21 protein-coding genes are annotated in these 19,880 nt (G+C 62.6%); 10 read left to right on the top strand and 11 right to left on the bottom strand.

All coding sequences use genetic code 11. The features are described from left to right. Positions 1-14 precede the first annotated feature (14 nt). Genes IEV82_RS18835 through IEV82_RS18815 form a run of 5 tightly spaced genes read right to left on the bottom strand, consistent with a single transcriptional unit; the run spans position 15 to position 4,936 of the window. Positions 15-887, bottom strand: coding sequence for a homocysteine S-methyltransferase family protein (locus IEV82_RS18835; protein WP_188483629.1), 873 nt, complete (start codon positions 885-887; stop codon positions 15-17). Beyond that, positions 884-3,322, bottom strand: a complete 2,439-nt coding sequence (locus IEV82_RS18830) for a GcvT family protein (protein ID WP_188483628.1) — start codon at positions 3,320-3,322, stop codon at positions 884-886. Before IEV82_RS18830 ends, IEV82_RS18835 begins: the two co-directional genes overlap by 4 nt. A 10-nt stretch (positions 3,323-3,332) precedes the next feature. Beyond that, the gene (locus IEV82_RS18825; RefSeq protein ID WP_188483627.1) at positions 3,333-3,956 is read right to left on the bottom strand and encodes a LysE family translocator; all 624 of its coding nucleotides are present in this window, start codon (positions 3,954-3,956) and stop codon (positions 3,333-3,335) included. 3 nt (positions 3,957-3,959) lie between these two features. After that, positions 3,960-4,364, bottom strand: a complete 405-nt coding sequence (locus IEV82_RS18820; RefSeq protein WP_188483626.1) for a GFA family protein — start codon at positions 4,362-4,364, stop codon at positions 3,960-3,962. Continuing rightward, positions 4,364-4,936: a helix-turn-helix domain-containing protein gene (locus IEV82_RS18815; RefSeq protein ID WP_188483625.1), complete on the bottom strand. Its 573-nt coding sequence runs from the start codon at positions 4,934-4,936 to the stop codon at positions 4,364-4,366. The genes IEV82_RS18820 and IEV82_RS18815 overlap by 1 nt, the downstream gene beginning before the upstream one ends. A 182-nt stretch (positions 4,937-5,118) precedes the next feature. On the opposite strand from IEV82_RS18815, the gene IEV82_RS18810 reads away from it, so the two are divergent. Further along, on the top strand, positions 5,119-5,649 hold the full coding sequence (locus IEV82_RS18810; protein ID WP_188483624.1) for a hypothetical protein: 531 nt from the start codon (positions 5,119-5,121) through the stop codon (positions 5,647-5,649). 343 nt (positions 5,650-5,992) lie between these two features. Here the strand turns inward: IEV82_RS18810 and msrC are convergent, their stop codons facing one another. Both msrC and IEV82_RS18800 read right to left on the bottom strand, forming a co-directional pair. After that, positions 5,993-6,451 (bottom strand): free L-methionine (R)-S-oxide reductase MsrC, encoded by a 459-nt coding sequence (msrC, locus tag IEV82_RS18805; RefSeq protein WP_188483623.1) that lies wholly within the window; start codon positions 6,449-6,451, stop codon positions 5,993-5,995. Between the two features lie 2 nt (positions 6,452-6,453). Next, the gene (locus IEV82_RS18800) at positions 6,454-7,617 is read right to left on the bottom strand and encodes a thiolase family protein (RefSeq protein ID WP_188483622.1); all 1,164 of its coding nucleotides are present in this window, start codon (positions 7,615-7,617) and stop codon (positions 6,454-6,456) included. Positions 7,618-7,710: 93 nt separating this feature from the next. On the opposite strand from IEV82_RS18800, the gene IEV82_RS18795 reads away from it, so the two are divergent. From IEV82_RS18795 to IEV82_RS18785, 3 genes are all read left to right on the top strand, one after another. Further along, the gene (locus tag IEV82_RS18795; RefSeq protein ID WP_188483621.1) at positions 7,711-8,049 is read left to right on the top strand and encodes an STAS domain-containing protein; all 339 of its coding nucleotides are present in this window, start codon (positions 7,711-7,713) and stop codon (positions 8,047-8,049) included. Continuing rightward, positions 8,030-8,476 carry an ATP-binding protein gene (locus tag IEV82_RS18790; protein ID WP_188483620.1) on the top strand — a complete coding sequence of 149 codons (447 nt, stop codon included), beginning with the start codon at positions 8,030-8,032 and terminating at the stop codon, positions 8,474-8,476. The genes IEV82_RS18795 and IEV82_RS18790 overlap by 20 nt, the downstream gene beginning before the upstream one ends. Positions 8,477-8,777: 301 nt before the next feature. Then, positions 8,778-10,355: a gamma-glutamyltransferase family protein gene (locus IEV82_RS18785; protein ID WP_188483619.1), complete on the top strand. Its 1,578-nt coding sequence runs from the start codon at positions 8,778-8,780 to the stop codon at positions 10,353-10,355. Positions 10,356-10,412: 57 nt separating this feature from the next. On the opposite strand, the gene IEV82_RS18780 is transcribed toward IEV82_RS18785, so the two are convergent. From IEV82_RS18780 to IEV82_RS18770, 3 genes are all read right to left on the bottom strand, one after another. Continuing rightward, the gene (locus tag IEV82_RS18780) at positions 10,413-11,783 is read right to left on the bottom strand and encodes a glutamate--cysteine ligase (RefSeq protein ID WP_188483618.1); all 1,371 of its coding nucleotides are present in this window, start codon (positions 11,781-11,783) and stop codon (positions 10,413-10,415) included. A 63-nt stretch (positions 11,784-11,846) separates the two neighbouring features. Then, complete coding sequence (locus IEV82_RS18775) at positions 11,847-12,377, bottom strand: hypothetical protein (RefSeq protein WP_188483617.1); 531 nt, start codon at positions 12,375-12,377, stop codon at positions 11,847-11,849. Positions 12,378-12,441: 64 nt separating this feature from the next. Next, positions 12,442-13,173 (bottom strand): 16S rRNA (uracil(1498)-N(3))-methyltransferase, encoded by a 732-nt coding sequence (locus IEV82_RS18770; protein ID WP_188483616.1) that lies wholly within the window; start codon positions 13,171-13,173, stop codon positions 12,442-12,444. Positions 13,174-13,185: 12 nt separating this feature from the next. On the opposite strand from IEV82_RS18770, the gene ubiA reads away from it, so the two are divergent. Genes ubiA through IEV82_RS18750 form a run of 4 tightly spaced genes read left to right on the top strand, consistent with a single transcriptional unit; the run spans position 13,186 to position 16,836 of the window. Beyond that, positions 13,186-14,151, top strand: coding sequence for a 4-hydroxybenzoate octaprenyltransferase (gene ubiA, locus IEV82_RS18765; RefSeq protein ID WP_229747923.1), 966 nt, complete (start codon positions 13,186-13,188; stop codon positions 14,149-14,151). A 59-nt stretch (positions 14,152-14,210) separates the two neighbouring features. Continuing rightward, positions 14,211-16,127, top strand: coding sequence for an OmpA family protein (locus tag IEV82_RS18760; protein ID WP_188483614.1), 1,917 nt, complete (start codon positions 14,211-14,213; stop codon positions 16,125-16,127). Next, positions 16,114-16,440, top strand: a complete 327-nt coding sequence (locus tag IEV82_RS18755) for a hypothetical protein (RefSeq protein ID WP_188483613.1) — start codon at positions 16,114-16,116, stop codon at positions 16,438-16,440. Before IEV82_RS18760 ends, IEV82_RS18755 begins: the two co-directional genes overlap by 14 nt. A 54-nt stretch (positions 16,441-16,494) precedes the next feature. Beyond that, complete coding sequence (locus IEV82_RS18750) at positions 16,495-16,836, top strand: cupin domain-containing protein (RefSeq protein ID WP_188483612.1); 342 nt, start codon at positions 16,495-16,497, stop codon at positions 16,834-16,836. A gap of 109 nt (positions 16,837-16,945) precedes the next feature. On the opposite strand, the gene IEV82_RS18745 is transcribed toward IEV82_RS18750, so the two are convergent. Further along, positions 16,946-17,266, bottom strand: a complete 321-nt coding sequence (locus IEV82_RS18745) for an HNH endonuclease (RefSeq protein WP_188483611.1) — start codon at positions 17,264-17,266, stop codon at positions 16,946-16,948. 91 nt (positions 17,267-17,357) lie between these two features. On the opposite strand from IEV82_RS18745, the gene IEV82_RS18740 reads away from it, so the two are divergent. Next, positions 17,358-18,686, top strand: a complete 1,329-nt coding sequence (locus IEV82_RS18740; protein ID WP_188483610.1) for a mechanosensitive ion channel family protein — start codon at positions 17,358-17,360, stop codon at positions 18,684-18,686. Next, positions 18,683-19,864 (top strand): BaiN/RdsA family NAD(P)/FAD-dependent oxidoreductase, encoded by a 1,182-nt coding sequence (locus IEV82_RS18735; RefSeq protein ID WP_188483609.1) that lies wholly within the window; start codon positions 18,683-18,685, stop codon positions 19,862-19,864. The genes IEV82_RS18740 and IEV82_RS18735 overlap by 4 nt, the downstream gene beginning before the upstream one ends. The last annotated feature ends 16 nt before the right edge of the window (positions 19,865-19,880 follow it).

Raw genomic sequence — 19,880 nt, 5'->3', positions numbered from 1 at the left:
GCGCGCATGCTGGATCAGGTCTCGGCAAACCGCCGGGCAAGCTCGGCGATATGGGCCGGACCCGTCTCGCAGCACCCGCCAAGGATCGTCGCTCCGTGATCGACCCAGATCGCGGCCTGATCGGCGTAAGCCTCGGGCCCCATATCACGCCGCGCGCTGAGCGCATCGACCGTGGGCTTGTCCTTCAGGAACTCCTTGGTGATCGTCGTGAACGCGTTGGCATAGGCTCCCACCGGTTTGCCGGTGGCCTTGAGGATGTCGATCGCCTGAGGCATCGCCTCAGGCGCGGAGCAATTGGCAAGCAGCGCAGCCGCGCCGGTGGACAGCGCCACGGCATCGGCCAAGGGCTCTCCGGACCGCAGGCGTGTGCCATCGGCGTCATCCACGGTGAAGGCGATCCAGACCGGTTTGCCATGGCCCAACGCGCCTTCAAGCGCCGCGCGGGTCTGCGCGATCGAGGCCACGGTTTCGATCAGCAGCAGGTCGCAGTCGGGCGCCAGCAGCCCCGCCACTTCGGCAAAAAGTTGAACCGCGTTGTCATGCGGCGGCTGGACATCCGCGCGGTAGGACGCGCCCAGCGGTCCGATGCTGCCCGCAATGCGGCCTGATCCATGCGCATCCCGCGCGGCCAGCGCCATGTCGAGCGCGGTGCGGTGCAGAGCTTCGAACCGGTCTTCCAAACCGGTGCCCGCCAGCCGGTCCCGGTGGATGGCATAGGTGTTCGTGGTGGCGATACCTGCGCCTGCCGCGAAGTAATCGGCATGTATCTCCTGCACCAGATGCGGCATGTCGATCATGACCTGCGTCGCCCAGAGCGGAGTTGGTGTAGCGCCGGAGCGGTGGACAAGTTCCTGACCCATTCCACCGTCCAGAATCGTGATCGTCATGCGCGCAGCCTTTCGTTTTGCGGATCCCAAAGGGGTTCATCCTTCCGGACCACCGCCTTGCGCATTTCGCCGTAGATGTCGACCTCGAGTTCCGTGCCCGGCACCGCCAGATCGGCGCGCAGCATTCCCAGTGCGATGGAGGCACCGACCCGGTAACCCCAGTCGCCGGAGGTGGTTTCACCGACAACCTTGCCGTCATGCCAGAGCGTCGACATGTAGGGGGCATCATGGTCACCCGCATCGACCAACAGTGTGACAAAGCGCTTGGTCACGCCCTGCTGTTTCTCGCTCAGAAGGGCGGCCTTGCCGGGGAAATCCTGTGGCTTGTCGAGCTTGACGAACCGGTCCAGCCCGCCTTGCAGCAGGGTGTAATCGGTGGACAGATCGCCCTTCCATGCGCGGTAGCCCTTTTCGATGCGCAGCGCATTGAGGGCGTACATGCCAAAGGGTTTCGCCCCGGCGTCCAGAATGGCATCGTAGATCGCGGGCGCATCATTGGTCAGGCAATGCACTTCCCAGCCCAGTTCCCCGGCGAAGGACACCCGCAAGAGCACGCAAGGCGCGCCGCAGACCTCCGCTTCCTGATAGGACAGCCAAGGCAGGGTCAGATCGGCACCTGTGAGCGGGGCCAGCATATCGCGCGCCTTGGGGCCTGTGACGAGGAAACATTCGTATTTCGTCGTGCGATCATGGATCGTGACGCCCTCGGGCAGGTCGCGCATCAGCACATCACGGTCGTGCCACTGCGCCACAGCGGCGGTGATGAGCCAGATCGCCTCGTCGCTTTGCGGGATCACCGACATCTCGGTCAGGATACGGCCGCGATCGTCGGGGAAATAGGCCAGACCAACGCGCCCCGGTTTCGGCAGGGCCGAACAGGTGAGCGCATCGACATGGTCGCGCGCGCCGGGCCCTTCGACCGAGAGGCGGGTGAAGCCGGAAATGGCGATCACGCCTGCCGTGTCGCGCACCGCTTCGCATTCTTCCTTTATGCGCTGCTGCCACGGACCTGATCGCGCCCATGTCTGGGTGCTTTCCTCGGAGGTGTCGTCGCCCGGTTGTGCAAACCAGTTGGCGCGTTCCCAGCCATTGTAGGCGCCCATCACGCCGCCATCTGCAATGATCCGATCATGCACCGCCGACAGCTTCTTGTCGCGCCCCGCAGGCCAGGCATGGCGCGGGAAATGCATCGCGTATTCGTGGCCGTAAACCTCGATGGCCTTCTGGGTGCAGTAATCCTGGTCGGTGTAATCGGTGTAGCGGCGTGGATCGACCGCCCACATGTCCCATTCTGTCTGGCCTTCCGTGACCCATTCGGCCAGCACCTTGCCCGCGCCACCGCCCTGGGTGATGCCGAAGGTGAACACGCAGGCCTCGAAGGCGTTGGGCACACCGGGCATCGGGCCAAGCAGGGGCAGACCGTCGGGAGCATAAGGGATCGGGCCGTTGATCACCCGGCCCACACCGGAGGCACCAAGGATCGGCACGCGGGCCATCGCGTCCTCGATATACCATTCGAGCCGTTCCAGATCGTCGGGATAAAGCTGAAAGCTGAAATCGTCGGGCATGGGGTCGTCGGGCGTCACCCAATGCGCCTTGCAGTTACGTTCGTACGGTCCAAGGTTCAGACCGTATTTTTCCTGCCGCAGGTAATAGCTTGAATCCACGTCCCGCAGCAGCGGCAGCTTGCCGTTCTCCTTTGACCACGCCTCAAGCTCGGCCACCGGTTCGGTCAGGAAATACTGATGGCTCATCACCGCCATCGGCACGGTGCGCCCGCCATAAGGCTTGAACCATTCCCCGACCTGCTGGGCGTAGTAGCCCGCCGCGTTGACCACCTTTTCGCAGGTGATGTCGCCCTTGTCGGTGTGCACGATCCAGTCGTCGCCGGTGCGGGTCACGCCCGTGGCGGGGCAGAAGCGTTCGATCTTCGCCCCCATCTGGCGCGCGCCCTTGGCCAGAGCCTGTGTCAGTTGCGCGGGGTCGATATCGCCATCGTCAGGATCATAGAGACCCCCGGCAAGGTCGTGGGTTTCGATGAACGGATAGCGCTGCTTGATATCCGCGACGGACATCATCTCGAGGTCCAGACCCTGATACCGCCCCATCGCGCGGGCGCGTTCGAACTCCTGCATCCGTTCCCTGGTATGGCCCAGACGGATCGACCCGGTGACGTGGTAGTTCATCGGGTAATCGACCTCGTCCGCGAGGGTCCGGTAAAGCGACAGCGAATAGCGCTGCATGTTCATCACCGCCCAGCTGGTGCTGAAGGACGGGCAGTTCCCTGCGGCATGCCATGTGGACCCGGCGGTCAGCTCGTTTTTCTCCAACAGCACGCAGTCCCATCCCGCCTTGGCGATGTGATAGGCACAGGACGCGCCAACGACACCCCCGCCGATGATGACGACGCGGGTGGAGGTCGGGAAATCGGACATGGAAGTCTCCTCAGTTCCAGGCAAGGCGCAGCGCGAGCCCGCCAAAGACGATTGCGGACAGTTTGCCCAACCAGCCGGACGCGCGCTTGATGCGGGCCGCGGCCAGACCGGCAAAGCCACCCAGCACGCAGTAGACGGCCAGTTCCCCGACAGCGAGCAGCGTGCCGAGGATCAGGATCTGCTGCCAGACCGGGCCGATGGCGGGATTGGCGAATTGGGGCAGGAAGGCCAGCACGAAGAGGCCCACCTTTGGGTTTAGAATGTTGGTCAGAAACCCCCGGCGAAACGCGCGCCATGTGTCGCTGCGGCCCTCGCGCTGGGTTGTGTCGGACGTGTCGGTCCAGCTGTGCCAGGCCAACCAGAGCAGGTAGGCCGCGCCCGCGTAGCGCAGCGCGTCATAGGCGATGGGATAGGTGAGCAACAGCACGGCAAGACCTGCCGCCGCGATCACCACGTGACCCATGACGCCCAGCCCGATCCCCACTGCCGCCGCCATCCCCGACCGCGCACCGCCGCGCATGCCGCTGGCCAGCGTGAACATCATGTCGGCACCGGGAGTGACGTACAGCACAAATGCCGCGCCCATGAAGGTCACGTAAGTCCAAAGCGGGATCGCAAGGGCAAGGTCCAACATCGCTCAATCCTCTCGCTGCGGGTCGTTCGGGTTGATGTCGTAATAGTCGCCCTTGCTGCCCGTGTGGATATGACCGCGCAGGGTCAATCCGGTCGGCCCGTCGATGGACCCGGTCGAGAAACAGATGAACGGATCATCCTCGTGATCCCAGAACAGCGCCGATCCGCAGGTCGGACAGAACCCGCGCCGGGCTTTTTCCGAAGATTGAAACCAGCGCACGTCGCCCGTGATCTCGAGATGTCCGTCAGGAACGAAAGACGATGCCCAGACATGGCCAGATTGCTTGCGGCATTGCATGCAATGGCAGGCTGCTGGCGCACCGGCTGCACCATGGGCGGTATAGGTGACCGCGCCGCAAAGGCAGCTTCCTGTCAGGGCAACCGGGCCAGAGGGATTTACGTCGCTCATCAATACACCGGAGGCGCGATGACCCAGATCGCCACGGCGGGCGCGTCATAGGGATTGATCCACTCGAACGGCTCGGCCTTGATCCGGAAGCTGTCGCCCGGCGTCAGGGTAAAGCGTCGGTCGCTGATGATCAGGTCAAGCTTGCCTGACAGGAGATAGCCCACCTCCTGCGTTGGACGGGTCACAACCTCGCCGATGCGGGAATGCGGCTGGAAGGTGGAATGCACCACTTCGAAATCATCCGACAGATCGGGCGACAGCAGTTCCTCGATCAGCCCCGAAGCGCCGCTGCCGATCGGCCGTCGCGCACCCGCGCGCACCACGTATCCCGCCTCTTCTGCAACCGTCTGAGGCGTGCCGAACAGCAACGACACCGGCACATCGAACAGTTTGGCGATGCGACGCAGATCGGTGATCGACGGTTCGGACAGGTCACGCTCGATCTGGCTGACCCAGCCGACCGACCGCCCCAACCGATCCGCGATATCCTGCAAGGTCAGCCCACGCGCCTTGCGCAGCGCCCGAAGGTCAGCCCCCAACGTCTTGCTGTGAAGAACCGGATCGTGCTGCACGACTCGCCCATGAAATTTCTGCTTGGAATTTCATGGCATGGTTTCGTGAAATTTCAAACGAAATTTTCATATGGGAAAGTTTGCAAACTTGCCAGATTCCGTAAAGTGCGGTATCGTATGACCTTTAGAGAAAATTTTTTTCAATTGGAGTTGTTATGTCCACAGAACCGTTTTCGTTTTCGATGATGCCCGCAGAACCGTTTTCGTTTCTCAGCCAGCCGACCGACCAGAAATGCGGGTTCGAAAGAATCCACTTTTTCACGTTCCGCCGATCCGTAACCCCGAATTCGGATGGAACGATTTTCGGAGAGCTCACCCTCGGAAACAAGACCTGGCCAACAATCGAGCGTGGAAATGGCTACACCTTTGTTCGAAAGGGCACTTACAGGCTTGTCGTCGATTACAAGAATACCGATCGCAAAGGCGGTGTTAAGGTCAAATGCCTGCGGTTCAATCACGAGGGCATCCGGACACACCTTGTTCACGACGCTTTGAATGACAACGCCTTTACGCTCGCAGGATGCATTGCTCCCGGAATGAGCAAGACAGAGAACGGCATCAAGGACTCGATCAAGGCGATGAACGAGATTTGGGACGCGGTCGGCGGATGGGAAGACGGCAAGGTCTGTTCGATCTTCGTTGAAAACAACGTCATTGGTGACGAAACAGCTGCCAACTGGATCGCACGCCGCAAGAGAGCGGGAAAATATTAGGAAGGTGTGTCACCGTCTGTTTTTTGAATGGACACCACCGGACATTCCCGACCCGCCGCACCGAACGACGCATCCGGAATTGTGAAAGCACGGATCAAGGAATCTCGGCAAAGGTCTCGCGCAGGATATCGGCACCCGCTTGCCCGAAGGAACAATTTCCCGACCCTGTCTGTTGAGTGAGAAGATCAAACAACGTCAGGAGTGTCCAATGAACAGCATCATCTACATCGTCGGTCTCGTCGTGATCGTCATCGCCATCCTGTCCTTCATCGGGCTGGCGTGACGGTTTTCACTCAACCAGTTCAAGGGGTTCTCCCGACATGGTCCGGGACTTGAACGCAGGTCAAAGCACTTGTGCGAAACTGTGCTTCAGGATCGCATCCAGCGCATCGGCATCCGCTTGCGTGAACGCATCCGGCAGATCGCTGTCTATATCGAACACGCCCAGCAGGCGCCCCTTGCCGTTCCACACCGGCAGGACCAGTTCCGACCGTGTCGAGGACGCACAGGCGATATGGCCGGGAAAAGCATCCACATCCGGGACCAATTGCACCTCGCCGGTCCGCGCCGCGGCACCGCAGACCCCGCGTGAAAACGGGATTGTCAGACAGCCGTGACCGCCTTGGTACGGCCCGATCTTGAGCATTTTCGGCCCGGCCACCCGGTAAAACCCCGTCCAGTCGAAACGCTCATCGGCGTGATGCACCTCGCAGGCAACGGTGGCCATCAGGCTGACCGGATCGGTCTCGCCCGCCGTCAGCGCGGCGATGGTCTTGGCAAGCGTCGGGTAGTCCACACCCATGATCACAGACGCTCGATCGCGATGGCGGTGCCTTCGCCGCCACCGATGCAGATCGCCGCGATCCCACGCCTGAGCCCGCGCTTTTCGAGCGCATTGAGCAGCGTGACCATGATGCGCGCGCCGGATGCGCCGATGGGATGACCCAGCGCACAGGCACCGCCATTGACGTTCACGATGTCGCGCGAGAGACCCATTTCGTGCATGAAGGCCATCGAAACCACCGCAAACGCCTCGTTCACCTCCCAGAGATCCACATCCTCCTTGGACCAGCCGATCTGGTCGAGAAGCTTTTGCGCCGCGGGCACAGGCGCGGTGGTGAAGAGGCCGGGGGCCTGCGCATGGCTGGCATGACCGACGATCCGGGCGCGGGCGCGGTCACCGGCGGCCTCTGCCGTGGTCAGGATCAGCGCCGCGGCACCGTCCGAGATGGACGAGCTGTTGGCGGGTGTCACTGTTCCATCCTTGCGAAACGCAGGCCTGAGCGTCGGGATCTTGTCGGGGCGTACCGTGCCGGGCTGTTCGTCTTCATGCACCGTCACGTCGCCCTTGCGGGTGGCAAAAGTGACCGGTGTGATCTCCGCGTCGAATGCACCGGATTTCTGGGCCTCCAGCGCGTTGGACAGCGACCGCAGCGCGTAGTCGTCCTGCGCCTCGCGGGTGAACTGGTACGCTTCGGCGCAGTCCTCGGCAAAGGTGCCCATCAAACGGCCTTTGTCATAGGCGTCTTCCAACCCGTCAAGGAACATGTGGTCAATCACTTGCCCATGCCCGAGACGAGCACCACCGCGCATCTTGGGCAGCAGGTAGGGCGCGTTGGTCATGGATTCCATGCCACCCGCAACAATTGTGGTCGCGCGACCAAGGGCGATGGCGTCGAACGCCATCATCGCGGCTTTCATGCCCGACCCGCACATCTTGTTGAGGGTCGTGGCAGGCACGTCTTCGCCCAGACCGGCGGCAAAGCCCGCCTGCCGTGCGGGAGCTTGGCCCTGCCCGGCAGGCAGCACGCAGCCCATCAGCACCTCGTCAACGTCGGGAGCGCCCGCCTGTTGCAATGCGGCGCGGATCGCGCTGCCCCCGAGATCAACCGCCGAGGCGTCGGAAAACGCGCCCTGAAAGCCTCCCATCGCGGTGCGCGCGGCACCTGTGATCACGACCTCTGCCATGTGATGTCCTCCCGGTTCCGAGTGTTCGGCCTTGCATACCGGATGGTAAGGATTGGCGTCTAGGGTGTCCGGCACATCAATTGTCGAGGCTCCATGGAACTGATCGTCGAACATCACGCCGCTGCCACTCTTATCCGCGTCAACGCAACGCGTATCGACGCGCCCACCGCTCTCCAGTTCAAGGAGGAGATGAGGTCGCTGACCACCCGCGGGGACGGGCGATACATTCTCGATCTGCAACAGGTCATCTTTATCGATTCCAGCGGGCTGGGTGCGGTTGTCGCATCGATGAAACAGCTCCGCCCCGGCCAGACGCTGGAACTGGCGGCGCTGCAACCGATCGTGGACAAGGTGTTTCGCCTCACCCGGATGGACACGATCTTCACGATCCATGCCGATGCGGATCAGGCCATTGCCCCCGGCAAGACCTGAACGGTCCTGTCTTCTTGCCCTCTGTGTTCCCGCGCTGGACGGGCTGACGCCCGATCTCTTGCAACAGGTGGATCACACGCTGGCGCAGTGCGACGCCGCGTCCCTGCGCGACGATGTGCAGATCGTGCTGGCCGAAGCGATCAACAACATCGTTGAACATGCCTATGCCGGTCCGGATTTCGGCGCAGTGGCGCTGCGTGTGACTTTGACCAAAACCAGCCTGTGCCTTCATCTGACAGATTGGGGGCATCCGTTTCGCGACAACGCGAATCCAGACGGGCAGGTGCCCGATCCCCAAGACCGGAGCGAAGGCGGCTATGGCTGGTTTTTGATTCGCGCCCTCGCCTCGAGGACAAGATACACGCGCAAAGCTGGCCGGAACCGTCTTTGTCTGCTCTTTCGCATCCCCGGAACGCATCCTGGCTGACACGGTTTCGTCATGTTTCCCGCAATTGTCCACGCACCGGAAATAGTCATGAAATTAAAGGATATTTTACCCTGATTTATGGAAACGCTGACAAGAAATGGCCGCAATCGCTCCGAATTGTGGCCTTGGTTCAAGGTGAAAACATAAGGGTAGCTGCACAAAGCTTCACCTCGGCGTCGTACCATTAACAGCCCCCACCCAGTGTGCGACGTCGAGGTAACTGTTTCCCCCCTCCCATCATCTGATTGACCTCCCCCGGCGTCTGCCTATTTTGGCCCGCAAAAGGGAAGGGACAGAACCTATGCGCGATTTTCAAATGCCGGGCCGGTCTGCGGTGCTGGCAACAAACGGGATGTGTGCGACGTCGCACCCGCTCGCGGCACAAGCGGCCATCGATATTCTCAAGCGCGGGGGCAACGCCGTTGACGCCGCCATCGCGGGTGCGGTGATCCTCGGCCAGGCCGAACCGGCGATGACCGGGATCGGCGGCGATTGCTTTGCGCTGATCTCGCCTGCGGGTGGCGATGACGTGATCGCGATCAATGGATCGGGCCGCGCACCGGCCGCCGCGACAGCCGACGACCTCCGCAGCAAGGGCGCGACGACAGTGCCGCTCTACGGTCCCGAAGCGGTGACCGTTCCCGGAGCCATCGACGCGTTCTGCACCATGTCCGAACAATGGGGCCGTCTTGGCATCGCCGACAGCCTTGCCCCGGCCATCGACTACATGGAAAACGGGCTGCCCGTGGCGGACCGGGTCGCGTGGGACTGGAACAACAACGCCCACCTGCTGCAAGGCCATGCTCAGTCGCATTTCCTCGTGCAGGGATCGGCCCCCAAGCGCGGGCAGGTGTTCCAGCTTCCGGGCAATGCCGAGGTGCTGCGCCGCATCGCCAAGGACGGCCGTGACGGGTTCTACAAGGGCGAAGTGGCCGAAGACATGCTGGCCACGCTCAACGCTTTGGGCGGCAAGCACACCGAGGCCGATTTCGCCAATACGGCGACCACGACGGGCGCACCCATCAGCGGCACGTACCAAGGGCGCGAATTGCTCGAACATGCCCCGAACGGGCAGGGCGCAACGGCCATCCTGCTGCTCAACATCCTGTCGCAGTTCGACATCGCGTCGCTTGATCCGTTCGGAGCCGAACGCGCGCATATCGAGGCCGAGGCGACCAAGCTGGCTTATGATGCCCGCAACCGGTTCGTGGCCGATCCCGACCACATGACCAAGCTGGATCACATGCTGTCGATGGACACCGCGCAAAGGCTGGCAGCGCTGATCGACCCGAAAAAAGCGATGGCCGGTCCAGCCGCCCTGAGCGAGGCGGTGCACAAGGACACGATCTACATCACGGTCGTCGACAAGGACCGCACGGTCGTGTCGTTGATCTATTCGATCTTCCACAGCTTCGGATCCGGCCTCGCCTCCGAGAAATTCGGCGTCCTGTTCCAAAACCGTGGTGCGGGCTTTACCCTGCAAGAGGGGCACGCGAACGAATATGGCGGCGGCAAGCGGCCCATGCACACGATCATTCCGGGGATGCTGCGCGATTCCGGTCGCGTGTCGGTGCCGTTCGGTGTGATGGGCGGGCAGTACCAGGCCTGCGGTCACGCGCGGGCTGTCACCAACTTGACGGATTTCGGGCTCACCCCGCAGGCGGCGCTGGATGCACCGCGCTGCTTCGCCGAGAACGGCAAGCTGATGGTGGAACGTGGCTATTCCGACACCGTGCGTGCGGAGCTGGCTGACATGGGACACGTCGTGGAAACACCCGAGGTGGCCATTGGCGGCGCTCAGGCGATCATGATCCACGATCACGGCGTTCTTGAAGGCGCGTCCGATCCCCGCAAGGACGGCTGCGCCATCGGGTACTGACCAGGTTGCGAAATCGAGATTGAAAAAGCCGCTGCAAGGCGGCTTTTTTCTTGGACGTCAGTAGCTGTATTCGCCGTAAATCCGCGTCAGATCGCCGTTCCAATCACCTTTGTAATGGTCGATCAGCTCATCGGCGAGGGTCTTGCCGGTCTCCACGCTGTCTTTCAGCGCATTGAGGAAATGTGTCTCGTCCGGCACAAGCCCGCCCGCTCCGGGACGTGCGCGCGCAACAAGACCCGCCTCGGAAATCTTGAGCGTCTCGCGCGCCAGATCCAGCATGTCGATGCCGTTGACCTTGGCGTGCAGCCCGTCGACCGACGCCGCCACGCGCAGGGCCTCGCGGGTTTCGGCATCCCAATCCTTGACCAGATCCCAGGCCGCATCCAGCGCCGACTGATCATAGGTCAGGCCGACCCAGAACGCGGGCAGCGCACAAAGCCGCCGCCACGGGCCGCCATCGGCTCCGCGCATCTCGATGTATTTCTTGACCCGCGCCTCGGGAAAGATCGTCGTCAGGTGATCGGCCCAATCCGACAGCGTCGGGATTTCACCCGGCATCGCAGGCAGTTCGCCCTTCAGGAAGTCGCGAAACGACTGCCCCAGCGCGTTGTGGTAGACCCCGTCGCGGTAGACGAAATACATCGGCACATCGAGCGCGTACTGTACCCAGGCCTCGAATCCGAAACCCTCTTCGAAGACGAAGGGCAGCATCCCCGTGCGCGCATCATCCAGATGCCGCCACACGCGCCCCCGCCAGCTCTTGTGGCCGTTCAGCTTGCCCTCGAAAAACGGTGACGTGGCGAACAGCGCATTGGCCACCGGCTGCAACGCCAGCGCCACGCGCATCTTTTGCACCATGTCCGCCTCGGACGAGAAGTCGAGGTTCACCTGAACCGTACAGGTGCGCCGCATCATGGTGGTGCCGGCGGTGCCGACCTTTTCCATGTAGCTGTCCATCAGCTTGTAGCGCCCCTTGGGCATAAGCGGCATGTCCTCATGCTGCCAGATCGGCGCAGCGCCCAGACCGATGAAGCCGACGCCGATCTTGTCGGAAATGTCCTTCACGTCGCGCAGGTGATCGTTCACCTCGTCGCAGGTCTGGTGGATCGTCTCGAGCGGTGCGCCGGACAGTTCCAACTGGCCACCCGGTTCGAGAGAGATGTTCGCGCCGTCCTTGACCAGCCCGATCAGGTTGCCGCCTTCGGTGACCGGCTCCCAGCCATGCGCGTCACGCAGCCCTTCGAGCACGGCAAGGATCGACCGTTGGCCCTCATAGGGCAGCGGGCGCAGCGTGTCCTTGCAATAGCCGAATTTCTCGTGCTCGGTGCCGATGCGCCAATCGTCCTTGGGCTTGCAGCCCTCGGCAAGATACTGCGCCAGCTGGCCCTCGTTTTCGATGGGCCCACCGCCGGACTGGGGAATGGACATGGCGCGTCTCCGGTCTGTCTGCTCGTAAATCGCGGTCAGCCTTGGGCTGATTTCTTCGGGCTGTCAATGCAGGCGCGTGATGCGTTTCTCAAGGTCTGGTCTGCGCCAAAGCACAATTGGCACGGTGCCCTCGTGTTTCAAGGTCGAGGCGACGCGCCCGGGGCTCAGGCCGGGCAGGCTGGCGAAGGTGTCGAACAGCACATCCGCGCCCTCGGCATTGACCGGAATGTGCAAGGCCGGGCCATGTTCGTGGGTGATGACCCAATGGCGCGGATGTTCGGTGGGATCGAGGCTCAGCGAGGTGATCGCGTCCAGATCGACCAAGCCGCCATTCAGCGGTCCGAAATAGCCGATCCGCCGTTCGACCACCTGCACCACGCCCGGCCCACCGCCGCCGACACGGGCGCGACCGCGCTGCAACCCGGCAAAGAACAGCGCAGCACCCAGGAAAAGCGCAAGATACCCGATCCAGGACAGCAGTCCCGGCGTCAGGCCAAAGCTCCAGTACAGCCCCAGCAAAAGGACCGCAGCCCCGACCAGCGCCTCGCGCCAGCGCAGGATGGCTGCGCGCACTTCAGGCCGGACAAAGCTCATCGGGGTTCACCGCGCGCGCTGCATCCGTCGACGGATGCATGATTTTCGGTTGACCGAAAATCCGTCATGCCCAGTCCCCCAACGTGCTCTGCCAAAGCGTCAGCGCCGCCACCGCCGCCGTATCGGCACGCAGGATGCGGGGGCCGAGGCTGATCGGCGTGGCATGCTCCATACCTCGCAACCGTGTCCGTTCGCCCTCTGAAAACCCGCCTTCCGGCCCGATCAGAATCGCCCACGGTCCCGGCGCATCGGGCAATCGTCCGCTCTCTCCGGCCAGCGTTTCGTCGCAAAACGCGATACGGCGTGTGGCATCCCAAGTGTCCAGCAGGCGATCCAGCCGTGTCAGGTCGGTCACCTCTGGCACGAAGACGCCACCGCATTGCTCTGCCGCCTCAATCGCGTGCGCCTGCAACCGGTCCTGCCGAATGCGCTCGGAATTGGTGTGTGCCGTCTGCACCGGCACGATGCGGCGCGCGCCCATCTCGACGGCCTTTTCGACAATGAAATCCGTGCGCGCCTTCTTGATCGGGGCGAACAGCAGCCACAGGTCCGGCGGCACCGTCTGGGTCTGTGACTGCTCGCGGCACACCAATATGCCCCCGCGCTTGCCCGCCTCCGCGACAACGGCCTGCCATTCGCCGTCATGCCCGTTGAACAGCGCCACGGGATCACCCACACCCATCCGCATCACGCCGAACAGGTAATGCGCCTGCTCCCGCGTCAGAGGAACCGGTTGTACCGCCCCAAGCGGCTGCTCTACAAAAAGCCTGACTTTTGCACGCGTCTTCGAACTCATGGAGCAACACATATGCCCGGCCCGCAGATTTCACCAGACCAGAGCGGTCAGGTCGCAGATGCCGTCACGGGCAATTGGGTCGACAGCCATGCCCCCGCATGGACGCGCCCCTATCTGCGGCTGAGCCGGGCAGACCGGCCCATCGGCACATGGCTGCTCTATCTGCCCTGTGTATGGGGAACGCTGCTGGCGATGTTCCACACCGGCGAGATGCGGATCTTCGATGCGTGGATCATCCTTGGCTGCGGCATCGGGGCGTTCCTGATGCGCGGCGCGGGCTGCACGTGGAACGACATCACCGACCGCGACATCGACGGCTCGGTCGCCCGCACCGCGTCACGGCCGATTCCCTCTGGTCAGGTCACGGTGAAACAGGCGCTGGCCTGGGCCGTGATCCAGTCGCTCGTGGCGTTCCTCATCCTGATCACCTTTCCGCTGCAGGCGATCCTGCTCGGGATCATCGCGCTTGTGCCGGTGGCGATCTACCCGTTCGCCAAGCGGTTCACATGGTGGCCGCAGGTGTTTCTGGGCATCGCCTTCAACTGGGGCGCGCTGCTGGCGTGGACGGCCCATACCGGGCAACTCCAGTGGCCTGCCGTGGCTCTTTATCTGGCGGGCATGGCGTGGACCCTTTTCTACGACACGATCTATGCACATCAGGACAAGGAAGACGACGCCCTGATCGGCGTGAAATCCACCGCCCGTCTGTTCGGCGAACAGACCCCCAGATATCTGGCCTGGTTCCTTGTCCTGACCGTGGCGCTGATGGGCTTTGCGATCATCCTCGCCGCGCCGAGGGGCGAGATCCTTGCGCTGGTGATCGCGCTGGGCGGGCCTTGGGCGATGGGTTGGCACATGATGTGGCAGATGCGGCGGTTGAAGCTCGACGACATGGACCGCCTGCTCTCGCTTTTCCGATCCAACCGGGATGCGGGTCTGCTCCCTGTGCTGTTTTTCGCCACTGCGCTTTTCGCGTGATTGCACTCGGGGGCGCTGCGGCGTATCGCTTTGCCAATTGTAACTGACGCGGAACGCGGATGCGCCTGTCTTCTGTCTTTATCCTTTTCTGTGCCTTTGCGTTTGCAGCGATTCTGAGCGTCGCAACTGCGTGGGTGGCCGCCGAGGCTGTCGAGGAAAGCTCTGAACGGGCCATTCGTACCGAACTCGACCGTGATGCACTGACATGGGCCGACGTGGACACCAACGGATTGCTGGTCTTCCTGATCGGCACCGCCCCCACCGAGGCCGCCCGCTTCCAGGCGCTCAGCGCGGCGGGACGGGTGGTCGATTCCGCACGCGTCATCGACCAGATCGACATCGTCGACAGCGAGGGCATCGTGCCCCCACGCTTTTCGGTCGAGATCCTGCGCAACGACAGCGGGTTGTCGATGATCGGACTGCTGCCCGCCGCCGTGGACCGCGATCAACTGATCGAGGACATCAGGCGCGCCGTGCCCGATGCGCCCCTGTCCGACCTTCTGGAAATCGCGGATTACCCGATGCCCGACGGGTTGGAAGAGGCGCTGAGCTATGCCGTTTCCGTACTGCGCGTGCTGGATCGGTCGAAAATCTCGATCGAGGCGGGTCGCGTCACCATCAAGGGTGCTGCCGAAAACGAGGATGCCCGCCGCCGGGTCGAGGCTGATCTTGCCCGCCGCGCCGATGGCAACCTTCGGCTGGCGCTCGACATCACGGCACCGCGCCCCGTGATTTCCCCGTTCACCTTGCGCTTCATCAAGGATGCCGAAGGCGTGCGCTTTGACGCCTGCGCGGCCCCGACCGAAGACGACCGCGCCGAGATCCTCAAGGCCGCCTCTGCCGCAGGACTTGAAGGCAAGCTGGAATGCCGGCTGGGCCTTGGCACGCCGACGAACGATTGGGGCATGGCCAGCGCGATGGGCATTCGCGCCATCGACGGCCTCGGCGGCGGCAGCATCACCTTTGCCGACGCCGATGTGACGCTCTTTGCGCTCGAAGGCACGGACCAGAGCCTGTTTGACCGCATCGTCGGCGAGCTCGAGACGGACCTGCCGGATGTCTTCGTGGTGAACGCCACCCTGCCGACACCGCCTGAAGCCGCGCCCCAAGGCATTCCCGAATTTACCGTCACCCGCAGCCCCGAAGGCAATGTGCAGCTGCGTGGACGCATCAACAGCGAAATCGCGCGCCAGACCGCAGACAGCTTTGCCCGCGCCGCGTTCGGATCGACCACCGTCCGCACCACCGCGCGGGTCGACGAAACCCTGCCTGCGAACTGGTCGAGCCGCGTTCTGGCCGGACTCGAGGCATTGTCGCGCCTGTCCAACGGTGCTGTGACGGTCACACCGGACGCGCTGACGATCATCGGCAACACCGGAAACCAGAATGCCAGCTCGGAAATCGCGGGTCTTCTGGCTGACAAGCTGGGCGAAAGCGAATTGTTCGAAATCGACATCACCTACCAGGAAAAGCTCGATCCGCTTCTGGGCATCCCCACACCCGCCGAATGCGAGGCGCAGATCGTCGAGATCATCGGTGACCGCAAGATCACGTTCGAGCCGGGATCGGCCACGCTTGACGCCGCAACACGGGACATCATGGATGAAATCGCCGAACTGTTGCAGCTTTGCGGGGACATTCCTCTCGTGATCGCGGGCCACACCGACAGTCAGGGGCGCGAGGAAATGAACCAGCAGCTCAGTCAGGACCGCGCGCAAGCCGTGGTTGACGCGCTGCGCGAGCGTCGCGTTCTGACCGCCAGCTACGAAGTCCGCGGCTATGGCGAAGAACAACCCATCGCCACCAACGACACCGAAGAGGGCCGCGAGGCCAACCGCCGCATCGAATTCAAACTGCGTCAACCCGAACCCGTGGAAGAGACGGAAACAACGCTGGAAACCATTGAAGAATCCGCGCCAACAGACGAAACATCACAAACTGACGGCGCAGAGGAACCCAGCGATGGACAGAACTGAATTTGTCATCACGACAGCGATCATTCTTTTCGTGGCGTTCTGTCTGGGGTGGTTTGCCAATTGGCTCGTGCACCGCTTCACCCGTGTGAGTCAGGCCGACATGGATCAGCTTGAACGCATGAGCCAGGAATTGCACGAGGCCGAGGAAACCCGCGATCAGGCGATCACGTATCTTCAGCAGCGCGAAGCCGAACTGACCAACCAGCTGGCCCAGACCGAGGCCGAACTCGCCGCCGCGATGGAAGGTCTGCGTGATGCCCGCCACGAGGCCGAGGAAATGCGCGTCTACATGGAGCGCATGAGCGCCAGTTAATCCGGAACATCCCCGCGCCATCACGGCCGGCGCAGACCTGAACCGAGGGACCAGATGTCAGAGACATTTCTCCGCATGACCGCAACCGGTCCCGCCGAACACGATCAGCCGCCCGCTGACCGCATCCTGTCTGGCGCGCCGCAATTCACCACATGGAACATCGAAGAGGCCGATGGTCTCTACTGCGGGACATGGCAGGCGACACCGGGCAAGTGGATCATCCGTTACGACGAATGGGAATACTGCCGCATTCTCGAAGGTCATTCGATCATCACCCAGCACGGCGGCGAGGCGTTCGAGCTTCGGGCAGGCGACAGTTTCATCCTGCGTCCGGGCTTTTCTGGCACATGGGAGGTCGTGGAAACCACGACCAAGGAATACGTCATCCGCCTGTGATCGCGGGGTCCTGCTCAAAACCTTAAGAAAACCTTAATAAGACCGGTTCGGACCCAATGTTTCGCGTGCGAAACAATAGGGGTCACAATCTGACCTATCTCTGGCTGACCTATCTCTTCCGCTTGCGGGATCGCTGTTTGCGCAGGCTGCTGCGCCCCCGCGCGTGAAACTCTGGCGGACGCTTGGCGACCCACTGGAAAAACGTGGCAAGATGCGGATGATCGCGCAGCGCTTCGGGCGTGTTGTACTCCCGCGCCAGTTCCGCTTCGGTCAGGGTTGCGTGGATCTCCTGATGGCAGATGTGGTGCACAAGCACCGTCGGCCCGCCCTTGCCGCCCTTCAGCTTCGGAATCAGGTGATGCTGACTCTGCTTCACGCTCGGCGGAATCGGGCGCAGGCAAAGGGGGCAGGTCGGGTCAGGTTCGGTCACCAAGATATGTCTCCGACGCGTCAGGCTTGTGAAAGGGTGCGGTGCAGGGCAATTAGCTGCGGTGTAATGGTGCTTTTTCAAGGGAATCGTCATGGACTGGGATTTGTCGGCGCAACCGCCCATCGTTCAGAAAATGGCGGATATCGCGCTGCAAGGCTACGAGATCGCCCTTGGCTGGCTCCTGTCCCCTGCGGCATGGACGCAATTCGCGCTGCTGATCGTGGCTTACCTCGCAGCGGTGGTTCTGGCGCGGCGGATTCGTCCGACCCTGCTTCGCCTGTTCACGCCTCCTGCCGACAGCGCGTCTTTTCTGGCCCGGATGCGGCGGTGGCTGCTGCTGACGGTTCCTCTGCTCTTGCCGGTGCTGGCCTACGTGTTCGCGGCCATCGGCGAGCAGGTCACCCGCAGCGCGTTCGGCACCGGCACGGTGATCGCCTTTGGCAAGGGTCTGTTCCTCTTCCTTGCTGCGCGTATCCTCGTGCGGGACATCCTGACCGATCCGTTCCTGAAACTGCTGGGGCGCTACGTATTGCTGCCGGTGGTGGCGCTTTACGCAGTCGGGCTGCTTGACCCGCTGACCGAGCGCTTGAACGCCACGATGATTTCGCTGGGAAACATTTCCTTCTCGGTGATGACCTTGCTGCGCGGAGTGATCGTGGGTGCACTCCTGTTCTGGTTCGGGCGCTGGTCGAATGACCAGTCCGCCGCCTATATCAGCAAGCAGGAAGAGATGCGGCCCGCCACACGGCAGCTTGCAGCCAAAGCGGCGGAACTTCTGATCTTCGGTTTCGCCTTCATACTCTTGATGAACATCCTCGGAGTGCCGCTCACTTCGCTGGCGGTGCTGGGTGGTGCGATTGGTGTGGGTCTTGGTTTCGGTCTGCAAAAGATCGCATCGAACTACATCTCCGGGGTGATCCTGCTGCTCGAAGGGCAGGCGACCGTTGGCGATTATGTCGAACTGGACAGCGGGCAGGCGGGCACCATCGTCAAGACAACGGCCCGCGCGATGATCCTCGAAACCTTCGATGGCCGCTGGATCGTCGTGCCCAACGAGGATTTCATCACGACGCGGATCATCAACTATTCCGATCAGGGCAGCGCCAACCGTCTCGAAGTGGCGTTCTCGGTCAGCTATGACACCGACATCAACCTGATCCCCGACATCGTGGCAAAGGCGGTCGCAACCCATCCCGGCGTGCTGAGCAAGCCCGAGGAACCGGATGTCGAATTGCGCGGCTTTGGTGACAGCGGCATCGACTTCTGTGTCGAGTTCTGGGTCAGTGGGATCGATGACGGCAAGAACAAATACGCCTCTGACGTGTTGTTCCTGATCTGGAACGTCCTCAAGGAGCACAATATCGAAATCCCCTATCCCCACCGCGTTGTCGAGCTGCGCAACGCACCCGCGGCAGAGTGACCGACGCGCTGGTCATCGGTGGCGGGCCTGCGGGCCTGATGGCGGCTGAGGCACTGTTGGCAGGTGGTCGAGCGGTCACGCTGGTCGAGGCGAAACCGTCTATTGGCCGCAAGTTCCTGATGGCGGGCAAGTCGGGGTTGAACCTGACAAAGATGCAGGCTTTCGGGCCGTTTCTGGCATCGTACGGCGAAGGGCTGCACCCGACCATGCGCGCCTGCCTCAAGGCGTTTGGGCCGGATGAGGTCAAGGCGTGGACCGAAGCTTTGGGACAGACGACCTTTGCCGGATCGACCGGGCGGCTGTTTCCACATGCGATGAAGGCATCGCCGCTTCTGCGCGCTTGGCTGGCGCGGCTCGACGCTTTGGGGCTGGAACGGCACACGCGCTGGCGCTGGGTCGATTGGGAAAGCAACATTCACCATTTCGACACGCCCGAGGGCACGCGGGTGCTGACGCCCCGTGTGACGGTCTTTGCGCTGGGCGGCGCAAGCTGGGCGCGGTTGGGATCGGACGGGCACTGGGCGCCCCGTTTCGCAGCGAACGGCATCGAGGTCGCGCCATTCCAGCCGTCGAATGTCGGGCTGCAGGTCGACTGGTCCGAACACATGACCGGGCAGTTCGGTCAGCCGATCAAATCTGTCGAATGGCATGCGGGTGACCTGACATCGCGCGGAGAGGCGATCCTGTCCAAACAGGGGCTTGAGGGTGGTGGCATTTACACGCTGGCCCCTGCGCTGCGCGGTCACGGGGCAACGCTCACAGTGGATCTGCTGCCCGATCTGTCCGTCGAAGAGGTGCAAAAGCGCCTGCCCGAAACCGCCAAGAAAGGCATGGCGAAACTCCTGCGCAACACGCTCAAGCTGCCCCCCGTCAAGATCGCGCTCTGGAACGAGTTTACGCAAGGCACGCCCATTCCGTTCGATCAGCTTGCCGCACGGTTGAAGGCGCTTCCCATCCACCATTCTGGCCTCCGTCCAATGGACGAAGCGATCTCGACCGCAGGGGGTGTGTCATTCGACGCGTTGGACGACACCCTGATGCTCAAGGACCGTCCCGGCACCTTTTGCGCCGGTGAGATGCTGGATTGGGACGCACCTACGGGCGGTTATCTGCTGACCGCGTGTTTCGCGACGGGGCTTTTGGCCGGGCGTCATGCGGCCGGGTATGACAGGCCGTGACGTGACGTTGGGGCGT

The organism is Marivita lacus, assembly GCF_014637725.1.
In the GTDB taxonomy this organism is placed as follows: domain Bacteria; phylum Pseudomonadota; class Alphaproteobacteria; order Rhodobacterales; family Rhodobacteraceae; genus Marivita; species Marivita lacus.
This window is presented reverse-complemented; position numbering and strand designations above follow the sequence as displayed.